Below are 13285 nucleotides of genomic sequence, written 5' to 3' on the forward strand. Positions count from 1 at the left end.
TCCTTTTTATTTTATAAGCAGTTTATACTCTTCGAAAATCTCTTCAAACCACGTCAGCTTTGCCTTGCCGTAGGTATGGTTACTGACTTCGTCAGTTCTATCCACAACCTCAAAGCAGTGCTTTGAGCAGTCTACGGCTAGCTTCCTAGTTTGCTCTTTGATTTTCATTGAACATTAAATTATTTTGTTTTCAAAGTATATCTTTTTTAGGAGCAGAAAGCAAGAAAAAATCGACTGAAAGTGTCTCAGCCGATTGGAAAGTCTCGCTTTAGGCTAGAAAACATCTTATTTTCTTCATTGAAAAAAGGCTTTCTTTCTGCTATAATCGTATAAAATACTTACTTTAGGAGTTCTTATGAAAGTTGTTAAATTTGGAGGTAGCTCTCTTGCCTCTGCTGGTCAATTAGAAAAAGTTTTAAACATCGTTAAAAGCGATCCAGAGCGTCGTTTTGTAGTTGTTTCTGCGCCTGGTAAACGCAATGCTGAAGATACTAAGGTTACGGATGCCTTGATTAAATACTACCGTGATTATGTTGCTGGTAACGATATTAGCAAGAGCCAAAACTGGATTATCGACCGCTATGCTGCTATGGTTAGTGAACTAGGTCTTAAACCAGCTGTGCTAGAAAAAATTTCAAAAAGCATTCGCGCCTTGGCTACTCTTCCTATTGAAGAAAATGAATTTCTCTACGACACTTTCCTAGCAGCCGGTGAAAACAACAATGCTAAATTGATTGCAGCCTACTTTAATCAAAACGGTATCGATGCACGCTATGTGCACCCTAGAGAAGCTGGTATTGTGGTCACAAGTGAGCCTGGTCACGCTCGCATTATTCCATCAAGTTATGACAAGATTGAAGAATTGACAAATGCAAATGAAGTCCTTGTCATTCCTGGTTTCTTTGGAGTTACCAAGGAAAATCAAATCTGTACTTTCTCACGTGGAGGATCAGACATTACAGGTTCTATCATTGCTGCCGGTGTTAAGGCCGATCTCTATGAAAACTTTACAGACGTTGATGGTATCTTTGCAGCCCACCCAGGTATTATCCACCAACCACACTCGATTCCTGAGTTGACCTACCGTGAAATGCGTGAGTTGGCCTATGCAGGCTTCTCAGTCCTTCATGACGAGGCTCTTCTTCCTGCCTACCGTGGAAAAATTCCTCTGGTTATCAAGAATACCAACAACCCTGACCATCCAGGTACTCGTATCGTTCTAAAACACAGTAGTGATGAATTTCCAGTTGTGGGAATTGCTGGTGACTCAGGCTTTGTCAGCATTAACATGTCGAAATACCTTATGAACCGTGAGGTTGGATTTGGCCGCAAGGTTCTGCAAATCCTTGAAGACCTTAACATCGGTTGGGAACATATGCCAACTGGTATCGACGATCTTTCTATCATTCTCCGTTCTCGTGAACTAACTCCTATCAAGGAAGAAGAAATCCTTCGTCAGTTGGTTCAAAAGGCTGAAGTAGACCATGCAGAAATCGAACACGACCTTTCAATCATTATGATTGTTGGAGAAAAAATGAAGAGTCATATCGGAGTAACTGCTACTGCGACACGCGCTTTATCTGAAAACAAGATCAACATCCAGATGATGTCTCAAGGTTCTAGTGAAGTTTCTATCATGTTTGTTGTCAATAAAGACCAAGAGAAAGCAGCAATCAAAGCCCTCTACAATGCCTTTTTTGGAGAAAGTAAGGAAGACTAATCATGGCCCAATCGCTTAACAAAACAGTGCTGCTCAGCACGACAGGCACTTCCTACCTCTCTATCGCTGGGAAAGTTGGGAAATTCCTGGTCGGAGATCAGGCTCTGGAATTTTACCCAGATGTCAATGTCGAACAATTTATCCAGATTCCTTGGAGCCATATCAATCAGATTGGAGCCAATGTCACTGGGCGGAAAATCAGTCGCCACTTCGAAGTCTTTACAGACAAAGGAAAATTCCTCTTTGCTTCAAAAGACTCAGGTGCTATTCTCAAAATTGCACGCGAAAAACTGGGCAATGACAAGGTCGTCAAACTTCCGACCCTGATTCAGACAATTAGCCAAAAATTTAAAAATCTATTTGCAAAAAAGTAGAAACTTTAGTATAATCATAGCAACGGATAAGTAGGTTATCTTCTTCTTTCAGAAAGTCTGCGGGTGCTGCGAGCAGATAGGAGGGATAGGTGAAATTCTACCGTTAGTAACAATTACATACACAATCAAGTGCACACCTGTGAAGTTGGATGGAACCGTGGCCCTGCCACTCCAACGCTTTGTCAGGTGTGCTTTTTTCATAAAGGAGTTCTTATGTTAGATATCAAACGTATTCGTACAGATTTTGATGCTGTCGCAGAAAAATTGGCTACACGTGGTGTAGATGCTGCTGTCTTAAACGAGATGAAAGAAATCGATGCTAAACGTCGTGATATTTTGGTCAAGGTTGAAACTCTCAAGGCTGAACGTAACACAGTTTCAGCTGAGATTGCCCAAGCTAAGCGCAACAAAGAAAATGCAGATGACAAGATTGCTGCCATGCAAACTCTATCTGCTGAGGTCAAAGCCTTGGATGCTGAATTGGCAGACATCGATGCTAAATTGACAGAATTTACCACTACTCTTCCAAACATTCCAGCTGACAGTGTTCCTGTTGGGGCTGACGAAGATGACAATGTGGAAGTTCGCCGTTGGGGGACTCCACGCGAGTTTGACTTCGAACCAAAAGCTCACTGGGATCTTGGTGAAGAGCTTGGTATCCTTGACTGGGAACGCGGTGGTAAGGTAACAGGCGCTCGCTTCCTCTTCTATAAAGGCCTCGGTGCTCGTTTGGAACGTGCCATCTACAACTTTATGTTGGATGAACATGGAAAAGAAGGCTATACGGAAGTCATCACGCCTTACATGGTTAACCATGATTCTATGTTTGGGACTGGTCAATATCCAAAATTCAAGGAAGATACTTTTGAACTCAGCGACAGCAATTATGTCCTTATTCCTACAGCTGAAGTTCCTCTAACAAACTACTACCGTGATGAAATCCTTGACGGTAAAGATCTGCCAATCTACTTCACTGCTATGAGTCCTTCATTCCGTTCTGAGGCTGGTTCAGCTGGTCGTGATACTCGTGGCTTGATTCGTTTGCACCAATTCCACAAGGTTGAAATGGTTAAATTTGCCAAGCCAGAAGAATCTTACGAAGAATTGGAAAAAATGACAGCAAACGCTGAAAATATCCTTCAAAAACTTAACCTTCCATACCGTGTCGTTGCCCTCTCTACTGGAGATATGGGCTTCTCAGCTGCGAAGACTTACGACTTGGAAGTTTGGATTCCAGCGCAAAATACCTACCGTGAAATCTCAAGCTGTTCAAACACAGAAGATTTCCAAGCCCGTCGTGCCCAAATCCGTTACCGTGATGAAGCAGACGGCAAGGTGAAACTCCTCCATACCTTGAACGGTTCTGGACTTGCAGTTGGACGTACAGTGGCTGCAATTCTTGAAAACTATCAAAATGAAGATGGTTCTGTAACCATTCCAGAAGCTCTTCGTCCATACATGGGTGGAGCTGAAGTTATCAAACCATAAAAAAAAGGTTTAGCTATTTCTAGCTAGACCTTTTTTCGTAACCAAATCAGATAAGCGCCTAATACAAAGAGCAAAATAATTAGGCAAATAACAGTTTCAGCCAGTACCAAATAATCCAAAAATGGAAGTTTCAAGAGTCCCTGAGCCATCTTGAGCGAGGTAGCCGTGATAATGGTTGGGAAGGTGAGGGCTGAAAAGGCTGGTTGAAAACCTTGTTTTAAAATATTGGGCAGGCGAGTCAAAACAAAGAAAAAGAAGGATTGAGAAGCCAAAATCATGGCAATCAAGAGCCAAGTCGGTAGGCTGGCTCCTCCAACTCGAACTAGAGAAGCCAAGAGTAGAGAGAAAGGAGCGCAGTAGATCCCTTCTTGTCCAAGCATGGATTGTGGGAGTGGATGTTTCTTTAAATCGCTATAAATAAGCGGGTAGAGATAGAAGGTCAAGAGAAATCCAAAACTCAAGGTCGCATAGGCAATTTCGATGATACCTACAAGAGGATAGGTCAAGGCTGCTACTGCTATCCCCACATAGAGAACCGTCCAGCTTGGAGTCGCATGAACCCTCCGCCCTGGATAGGCAAATTTGATAGTGAAGCCAGCAATCAGAGCCACATCCAAGAGAAATGAAAACCACCAGAGCCCTTGCGCTACCAAAGGAAGATGAGGTAAGACGCGAAAAACATAGGTAGATAAAATCATCCCAGCCATAGGAAAAGTGGCCATCCCTGACAAAAGAGGGGGCTTGGTCAATTCTTGCTTGGTTTCCTTCCAATTAAAGAGATGAAGAATCAGAAAGTAAATCCACAAAATCAAACCTGTCAGACTCAACAGATGGGACAGAACCGGCAACGTATCTAAAATAAGATTTCCAGCTCCTGCCAAACCTAGCAAACAACCTGAAAATACTAAGGGGAGTTTTTTCATCCTAACCTCCAATAATCATGTTAGTTTCAGTATAGCATAAAAGCGCTTAAATGAGGGGATAAAAAATGAAGTCCGATTATTTTAGACTTCATTTTTACTCAGATATGAATTAAGCATAAGGTTGCAATTCTGGGTTAATTGGGGTATTGGCTAGGTTGTTAGCATAGTTACAAAGGCTGGCTAGGCTAACACCAAGAACCACATCCAAGGCATTTTGTTGGCTGTAACCAGCTTCTAAAAACTCAACTAAGGCTTCATCTCCTACACGACCCTTGGTATTGATAACTGCCAAAGTAAACTTAGCTAGGGTGTCTAATTTAGGATCTGTTTCGATTGGAGTACGATTGCGAAGGGCTTGCAGAAGATCATCGTTCATCTGGATTTGTTTGATGGAAAAGGCTGTGTGACCTGCGACGCAGAAGGCACAACCATTGGTCACGGCTGCCGTGATTTGTACCACTTCACGCTCAACAGGTGTCAGGCTGTTGCGACGGTTGATAGATGCGACAGTTCGGTAGGCTTCTAAAGCAGTCGGGGCATTGGCCAAAAGACCGATTAGGTTGGGAATATAGCCATTGTTGTCTTTTTCTACTGTCTCAAGAACTTCTTTCACTTCTGCTGGTGCTGATTCTACTGTATGGATTGTAAATGTTGTCATAAGATACCTCTTTTCTTGTTATTGACACTAGTATTATTGGAAAATCTTATAAAATCCTGATTCCTAAGTTTATTTAAGATAAAGCTTTATTTTCTCATAAGATTTTCGTTGTATATTATACTCTTCGAAAATCAAATTCAAACCGCGTCAGCGTCGCCTTACCGTACTCAAGTACAGCTTGCGGCTAGCTTCCTAGTTTGCTCTTTGATTTTCATTGAGTATCAGTTTATCACACTTCCAATCACTTGCATAATATATATTATATATCAGCTTGATAAAAATCATTTATAGGCAAAAAAATCACACGAGCTGTGTGATTTCATTATTTATCAAAATACTTTTTAGTTTCAGCAATAACGACTGGCGATAAAACTAAGAGAGCAATCAAGTTTGGTAGTGCCATCAAGGCATTGACAATATCTGCGATAATCCAGACCATATCCAACTCGATAAATCCTCCCAGCAAGACCATGAGCACAAAAATCACACGGTAGAGCCAGATAAAGCGAACCCCAAAGAGAAACTCAAAACAGCGTTCTCCATAGTAGTTCCAACCTAAAATCGTTGTAAAGGCAAAGAGCACAAGGAAGATGGTCAAGAGGGCAGGCCCAAAGTGTGAAAAGACTGTTGAGAAGGCTGACTGAGTCAAGGCAACCCCATTCAAATCACCACTCCAAACACCAGTTACCAAGATGGTCAAACCAGTCAGAGTACAGATAATGAGGGTGTCAATAAAGGTTCCTGTCATGGAAATCAAACCTTGCTCTACTGGTTCGTTTGTCTTGGCAGCTGCAGCTGCAATGGGAGCAGAACCCAGACCAGATTCGTTTGAGAAGACACCACGCGCCACACCATTTTGAATAGCCATCCGAACGCTAGCACCAGCAAAACCACCTACCGCAGCAAGGGGACTAAAAGCTGAGGTAAAGACTAAAGCGATTGTAGCAGGGATTTTTCCGATATTAAAGAAAATAACTGCAAGAGTTCCTAAAATATAAATGATGGCCATAAAAGGAACAACAGTAGTTGAAACCTTAGAAATAGACTTGAGTCCACCAAAGACTGCAATCGCTACAAAGACAGACAAGACGAGAGCTGTGATGGCTGGCGAAATCGTCGTTGTATTTTGGATAGATTCTGTAATCGAGTTGACTTGGGTGAAGGTTCCGATTCCCAAGAGAGCAACCAGTACTCCTGCTACTGCAAATAAAACAGCAAGTGGTCGCCACTTTTCTCCCATTCCTAGAAGGATATAGTGCATGGGACCTCCCGCTACTGCACCATGGTCGTCCTTGGTGCGGTATTTGATGGCCAAGAGTCCTTCCGCATACTTGGTAGCCATTCCAAAGAAAGCCGCCATCCACATCCAAAAGAGAGCTCCTGGTCCCCCCACCTTGATAGCCGTCGCAACTCCTATGATATTCCCTGTTCCAACAGTTGATGCCAAGGCTGTACACAGAGCTGCAAAACTGGATACATCACCATGTCCCTTATCCTGGATAAAAATAAGCTGAAAGGCCTTGGGCAGACGCAAAACCTGCAAGAGTCCTAGCCGAATAGTTAGGTAAATCCCTGTTCCGACCAATAAAATCAAGAGGGGCGGTCCCCAAGCAAAAGCATCGATTGATTTAAGCAATTCTAACATTTCCTTCTCCTATCTTTTCAACCCCAAAAGAAAGAGCACATGCAAGATACATGTACTCTGGAATGCTTAGATAAATGCTAAAAAGCGGTCTATCCTAGCTCTGTCCTTTTACCTGAGAGTTTGAGCAGTTGCCTGCCTTGCCCCTTCGGTGCCTTTACGGTCTCTCCAGAGTTCCGTCCATTTACAGTCATGGAAAATCAAACGATTCCCCACTTCTATTAAACTTCATTCGGTGTTGGTATTTAATTGATTCTTATTTTACAAAAAATGTTGGCTTTTGTCAATGGATTTTGGGAAAATCTTACTTGACTCAGTATAAAAAGATTGAGCATTTCCATGTGCGTGAGGTGCTGTTAATTAAATCAATCTGTTTCACTCCTAGTCTACACGATATAAGAATTGTTCTGGTTTATTATGTACTGGAAATGAAGCGCGATAGAGAATTCTATCTTTACTAATATCCGAAGCGTCTGATATTAATCCATCCATTGATGTCTCATCAGGTATTCTAACACCTGCTGGTATGAATTGAATAAAGACTCCAAAAGATGGACCTGAATAGCGAGCTCTTAGAAAATCATTGACTATTTCTGATTCTGCAAGGTCAACCGTAAATTGTTCTGGAGCCACTAGCCCATCCTTACTAAAAACTAAGTCTTCTCCACCATTTCCTTTACTCCATTTTCCTTCAATACTAGAGAAATCTCCATTTTTTATGGCATTAATATCCATTTTGCTAGAAACATTTTTGTTAGTGGAAGATGCTGTTTCAGCAAATTTTTCTGTTACAGATTTCCAAGTCAGGCTAGATAGATTCATTCTAGTACCAGGACTGACTTCATCCTCTGTCTTAGCTTCTTTAACCTTCTCTAATTTGTCCCCACTACTATTCAATTTCCAAATGGTATAAATAGTTTGTGGATCTCCTGCAAACGGATTCCACTGGGTATAAAGTTTCCCATCTTCTAGGAGATAGGCCTTAAAGCGTGTTCCAAGCATCTGCATTTTATTTTCAGCATTGGTGAGGCGAATGACTTTCTGATCTTTGAGTGTAAAAATATCTAAAATCTCACTACCATTTTTAGAAGATATAATCAATTCATCAATGCCATTTTTATCCATATCAACCATTGCATAGGTAAAAGCTTGACTACGTTCTGACATCCCTGCATAGACATTAGCAATTAGATTGATATTATCCTTAACCTCTGCCTTATGGTCTAAAATAAATTCATAATCCTTCAAAATGCTGTTATAAGGACTGTAATCTACGCTTGGTTTGGCTTCATCTGTACTCTTGGCTTTACTGCTTCCGCCAAGAATCTTATCTGAAACTGACTTCCAGCTTAAAGTATCTAAAGAAATGGGAGAACCGATCCCAAGATCTGCTACTTCTTGAGCCTCCTTACCCTTTACCAAAGACTGTCCGTCTTCACTAAATTGGTAGTGAGCATAGATGTGACTCGTTGCTGTACCAGCTCCACGATAGAGCAGAGAATTATCTGGCAAGATACCGACTGTCATTCTCTCACCAATCTGGTCTAAACGATTTTCTTGATCAGTCAAACGAATCACCTTTTCGTCTTTCAGCGTACGAATATCAAGTAAACTCTTTTCGCCACTCTTCATTTCAAGAGCAAGCAAGAGTTCATCGACTCCATCATTATTCAAATCCGTCTTGTGGTAAACCACATCTGTATAAAATCCTTGAGAAGATTTCACTTGACTAGCTAGGGGATTGACATCCATACCTTTCGGCAAGGTTCCTTTCGCTACTTTTTCATAGTCATCCAAAACTTTATTATAGTAACTGTAGTCTATTTCTGGACTTGCTACTTCCTCGGATGCTGGTTCCGCGCTTTTATTCCAAGGTAGATACTGACAACCTCCTAGAACTAATGTCAGTGAAAGTGTTGTGGCTAATAATAACTTTTTCATATTATTCCCTTATCTAAGTGAAAGGAATCAGCCTGTGCTAATTCCTTTCACTATTTTTATTCTATTTAATCCACTTACCTGAACCATCAACTTGGTAGCCATCTGGTGTACGTTCGTTGACTGCCATCTTACCATTTGACTTGAGATAATAATCACCTACCCATGTGTTACGAGCATAGCTTCCTTCTGATGTTAAGTAATAGTAAGAGCTGTAGTTACTGTCATAAATCCACTCACCTTTAGCCATCTTTCCGTTTGACTTGAGATAATAGTTACCCACCCAAGTATTACGGGCGTAACTTCCTTCCGACGTTAGGTAGTAATATGAACCATAATTCTTATCATAAATCCACTCGCTTTTAGCCATATATCCACCTGACTTGAGGTAGTAGTTTCCTACCCAAGCATTTTGAACATAATTACCTGAAGCATCTAGGTAGAAGTAGGAATTATAGTTCTTATCGAAAATCCACTTACTGGTAACTTTGCTACCATTTTGGTAGTAGGACGAACCTGACCAGCCATCTTTTTGACTCGTTGTTGATTGGTTAGAAGTCTTTGGAGTTGAGGAAGCTGTTGTTTTACCAGTCAACTTCTTAACAGCCTCTTTAAACTCTTCTACAGTCCCCTTCCACTCTATGTAATTGGCACCAGACTTATTTTCAAGAGCTATATAATTTCGAGCAGTTTCTTCGAAATAAGATAATTCTGGAGTGGTTTTTGTAGCCCAAATAATGGGACGATTAGCAGTTCCCTTCCATCCTTTAAATACTTCTGAACCTTTTGGAACAAGAATATAATATTTAGCAGTTGGATTAAGCGTTTGTGTGTCAGCCTGCACTGTTTGCGCTGAAAAAGGTAGAACTCCTGCTGTGTCCACAAGAGAGACCAATCCAAATGTTGCAGCCGCTAGGCTAGTTACTAAAACTGTTTTTGACTTCATCATCAAAAATCTCCTTTAAAATTTTATTGTTTACGGTTACAGTATAGCATGCTATTTACCTTATTTACGAAAAGCGTATTTATATTTACCTTTATTGAACAATTCCCCCCCCCCCCCGAAAAAGCGTAACTATATTTACTTTTTTCTAAAAATTCCCTTAAAAACTGGTAGAATTATGATAGAATGGAAAAAAGGACTTGAGGAGATTTAGGATGCAAGATGAAAGTGTTTATGGATTAGTATATAAGGCCATCCGTGAGGAGAGAGGGTTTACCCAGAAGGAAGCTGCTGGAACTACAGTGACTCCTCACTTTTTACGTCAGTTTGAGCAAGGAAAATCTCGAATAACCATTCAAAAATTTGAAGAGATTCTTTCTAATATTGGAATTGATAAAGAGACCTTTGATAGTCTCAAAGCGCATATGTTCCCAACTGAATTTCATAAATTACAGGCTCAAGTTGCTGATTTGGCCTATAAGCGTGAATTTAAAAAGATCCTTAGCTTGATTAATCAGCCTCTGGAAAATCCTGGAATAGCTGAACACTATGTGATTGCCAATCGTGTAGTCAATAAATTTGCTATCGCAAACATCATCGGCGATTCTTTTCTGACTCCAAAAGACTATCAAGAACTAGAATATATCAAGAACTATCTTAGTGAACTGGACGACTGGAATAAAATTGAGGTCAATATCTTTTCATCTATCCTTCCTCACTTTTCAATCGAATTTTTAGACTACAGACTCTACCACTTATTGGATACTCTAAAAAAACAGACAGAGTACCATTCAACTCGTACTGCTGACTACTATATTGCCTGCTTAAGAACCGCTATCAAGCATTACTCTGTTAATGGCTACTATGATAAAGCTGAAAATCTTGCGTTGAAGACTCTGGAAGTGATTAATACTTTCCCTCTACTGAGTACCAAGATGACAGAGATGATTAGCATTTCCATGGAACGGGCTAATAATTTTCTCAGACAAGATGATGTCAAAGGTCTAGAGCTTGCTAAGCATATCTTTGCCAGTCTGGATAACTTTGAAAAAATCTATCCAAATCAACTTCTGACTCGAATGAGAGAGGACTTCTTTGTTACTGTCACACAACTCAATCACACTGGACAACCTTTAGATGTCTAAACTAGAAATCAAAAAGCCTGAGGAACCACATATTTCCTCAGGCTTTTCTTATCCTTTAAAAGTGACAATAGTCGCACCACTGCCTCCAGCATTTTGTGGGGCATAGCCGAAACTCTTGACATGCTTGTTTCTTTGTAGGTATTTGGTGACACCTTCACGGATGACACCTGTTCCGATACCATGGATGATATCAACTTGAGCCATATTATTAAGCAAGGCTTGGTCGATAAAGGCATCTAGTTCATTCATGGCCTCTTCATAACGTTTGCCTCGAAGGTCCAGTCTGGCTTGAGGTCCTCGACTAGAAGTTCGTTTCACAACATTGACCTGTTTCTTCTTAACTTGCTTTTCTTGCTGGGCTTGAACAAGGTCAAACTCTTTCTCTTCCAAGGTCATCTTGATCAAGCCGACTTGTGCTTCCCAGCGGCCGTCCTTGAGTTGACTGGTCAAGGTACCACGCTGGCCATAACTGAGAACTACGATATCATCTCCCACCTTTGGAGCTCGTTTTTTCTTGGCCTTTTGAAGGACCTTGTTTTTAGACAAGTCCACTTTTTCAGGAGCCAATTTTTTCAGTTTGGCCTTGGCTTCAATGATTTCATGGGGTTTGAGTTGGGATTTACTGTGGAGATTTTTAAGAATCTGGTCACTTTCACTGAGAGCCATATCCACAATCTCAGCAGCCTGTTCACGCGCCTTATTAAGCTCCGTTTCCTTTTCACGATTTAACTCATTGTAGAGTTTTTTGAGAGCACGATTCATCTTGAGATTTTCTTGCTCCACCTCACGGATATTGTCCAAGCGTTTGCGACTCTCTAGCGTCTGCTCTTCCAGTTGCTCAATAATCCGATTGACATCATTGTCCTGATTGACCTGCTGACTGGCATCCCCTACGATAACTTCAGATAGGCCTAGACGTTTGGCAATCTCAAAGGCATTGCTTCGGCCAGGCACACCCTGCATAAAGCGATAGGTCGGACGTAGAGTTGCAGTATCAAACTCCATGCTGGCATTTTGCACAAAGGCTGTCTCAATACCGTAGGCCTTGAGTTCTGGATAGTGGGTGGTCGCCATGGTCTTGACCTGACGCAGGCGAAGGTCCTCCAGAATAGCCATGGCAAGGGCGGCTCCTTCTTGAGGGTCTGTACCAGCCCCCAACTCATCCAAGAGTAAGAGTGAATGTTGGTTAACCTTGCCCAGAATATCCACAATATTGGTCATGTGGCTAGAGAAGGTAGACAAGCTCTGCTCAATAGATTGCTCATCGCCAATATCAGCAAAAATTTCTTCAAAAATACCAACACGACTTCCCTTATCTGCTAAAATCGGCAAACCGGACTGAGCCATAACCTGCGTCAAGCCAAGGGTTTTGAGCATGATGGTCTTCCCACCTGTATTGGGACCTGTAATGACAATGGCTGTTAAATCTTGACCAAAATGGACATCATTTGCGACGGCATTTTTGACCAAAGGATGGCAGACATGGAGCAGTTGAATCTCTTGATTTTCTGACAGCTGAGGAACGACTGCTTGTCTTTCTTGGATAAAGCGAACCTTGGCACGAATCAAGTCCAGATGTCCGATAATCCAAGCATCATTGGTAATCTCAGCCGCATGAGGGCGGACACGCTCCGAGATTTCTTGGAGAATACGAAGCATTTCATAGCGCTCATCTGCTCGTAAACTGGCAATTTCTTCGCTCAGTTTGACCACCTCACGGGGTTCAATATAGACGGTATTTCCACTAGCAGAAATATCATGAACGACACCTGCAATCTTATTGCGGTAGGTGTTTTTGACAGGTAGAACCTGACGGCCATTTCTACTGGCAACGATTCCTTCTGTCAACATCTGCGCTTTTTGCTTGAGCAAATCTTGCAAGACATCGCGTACCTGACTCTCGCTATCATGGATTTTTCGACGGATGCGCGCCAATTCTTCACTGGCAAAATTTTCAATGAAACCTGCATCATTAAAGGCTTGGAGATTTCCTTGTAATTGCGGAAAATCATGTAATTTCTCAAACCAAAGGGCTAATTCTTCCAAGCTGACATTTTCCAGATTGGCATAAAAACTTTGCAGTTCTCGGCTAGCAAGAAGTACGCGCTTCAAGAGGAGGAACTCCTCGATATTGAGGTCCGCTCCCATCTCCAACCGCTTGCAGACTCCTGCGATTTCCTTGGTTGCAAGAATAGTAAAATGCGGTTGCTCAACAAAGAGAGCCTGCATTTCCTTCATCTCAGCAAAAGCCTGTTTGATTTTATCCGCTTTGGCAGTCGGAGCCAGCTGTCTCAATTGCTCCAAACCCTGCTCGGTCAACAAATGGGGTTCAAACAAAGCCTTGACCTTATTGAACTCTAATGTTTCTAATATTTTCTTGTTCATCGTTATTTCCTTGTCTTTGAATGTCTAGGTGTATTAGCTTTTTACATTCTGATAGATTCTAGTCAAATC

General features: G+C 41.5%; 11 protein-coding genes and 1 riboswitch. Of the genes, 4 read left to right on the forward strand and 7 right to left on the reverse strand.

Annotated elements, in window-relative coordinates; all coding sequences use genetic code 11:
- Positions 1–6: 6 nt before the first annotated feature.
- Positions 7–168, reverse strand: coding sequence for a hypothetical protein (locus tag HW098_RS04305; protein WP_176139394.1), 162 nt, complete (start codon positions 166–168; stop codon positions 7–9).
- A 187-nt stretch (positions 169–355) separates the two neighbouring features.
- On the opposite strand from HW098_RS04305, the gene HW098_RS04310 reads away from it, so the two are divergent.
- From HW098_RS04310 to serS, 3 genes are all read left to right on the forward strand, one after another.
- Positions 356–1720, forward strand: coding sequence for an aspartate kinase (locus HW098_RS04310; protein WP_176139395.1), 1365 nt, complete (start codon positions 356–358; stop codon positions 1718–1720).
- A 2-nt stretch (positions 1721–1722) separates the two neighbouring features.
- Positions 1723–2094: a DUF956 family protein gene (locus HW098_RS04315; protein ID WP_000079358.1), complete on the forward strand. Its 372-nt coding sequence runs from the start codon at positions 1723–1725 to the stop codon at positions 2092–2094.
- A gap of 213 nt (positions 2095–2307) precedes the next feature.
- On the forward strand, positions 2308–3582 hold the full coding sequence (serS, locus tag HW098_RS04320) for a serine--tRNA ligase (RefSeq protein ID WP_173262960.1): 1275 nt from the start codon (positions 2308–2310) through the stop codon (positions 3580–3582).
- Positions 3583–3605: 23 nt separating this feature from the next.
- On the opposite strand, the gene HW098_RS04325 is transcribed toward serS, so the two are convergent.
- From HW098_RS04325 to HW098_RS04345, 5 genes are all read right to left on the reverse strand, one after another.
- Positions 3606–4505: a TDT family transporter gene (locus tag HW098_RS04325; RefSeq protein ID WP_176139396.1), complete on the reverse strand. Its 900-nt coding sequence runs from the start codon at positions 4503–4505 to the stop codon at positions 3606–3608.
- Positions 4506–4614: 109 nt separating this feature from the next.
- A complete protein-coding gene (locus HW098_RS04330; RefSeq protein ID WP_176139397.1) occupies positions 4615–5163 on the reverse strand; it encodes a carboxymuconolactone decarboxylase family protein in 549 nt (182 codons plus the stop codon).
- Between the two features lie 322 nt (positions 5164–5485).
- On the reverse strand, positions 5486–6808 hold the full coding sequence (locus tag HW098_RS04335; RefSeq protein WP_176139398.1) for a sodium:alanine symporter family protein: 1323 nt from the start codon (positions 6806–6808) through the stop codon (positions 5486–5488).
- A 90-nt stretch (positions 6809–6898) separates the two neighbouring features.
- Positions 6899–6987, reverse strand: a riboswitch (glycine riboswitch).
- A 199-nt stretch (positions 6988–7186) separates the two neighbouring features.
- On the reverse strand, positions 7187–8746 hold the full coding sequence (locus HW098_RS04340; protein ID WP_049511587.1) for a DUF6287 domain-containing protein: 1560 nt from the start codon (positions 8744–8746) through the stop codon (positions 7187–7189).
- A 61-nt stretch (positions 8747–8807) separates the two neighbouring features.
- Positions 8808–9689: a hypothetical protein gene (locus HW098_RS04345; protein WP_049511603.1), complete on the reverse strand. Its 882-nt coding sequence runs from the start codon at positions 9687–9689 to the stop codon at positions 8808–8810.
- A gap of 212 nt (positions 9690–9901) precedes the next feature.
- Here HW098_RS04345 and HW098_RS04350 point away from each other — a divergent pair, with 212 nt between their 5' ends.
- Positions 9902–10831, forward strand: coding sequence for a helix-turn-helix transcriptional regulator (locus tag HW098_RS04350; protein ID WP_049511285.1), 930 nt, complete (start codon positions 9902–9904; stop codon positions 10829–10831).
- Between the two features lie 48 nt (positions 10832–10879).
- On the opposite strand, the gene HW098_RS04355 is transcribed toward HW098_RS04350, so the two are convergent.
- Positions 10880–13216 (reverse strand): endonuclease MutS2, encoded by a 2337-nt coding sequence (locus HW098_RS04355; RefSeq protein ID WP_176139399.1) that lies wholly within the window; start codon positions 13214–13216, stop codon positions 10880–10882.
- Positions 13217–13285 lie beyond the last annotated feature (69 nt).

Source organism: Streptococcus sp. 1453, from assembly GCF_013276955.1.
Lineage (GTDB): Bacteria > Bacillota > Bacilli > Lactobacillales > Streptococcaceae > Streptococcus.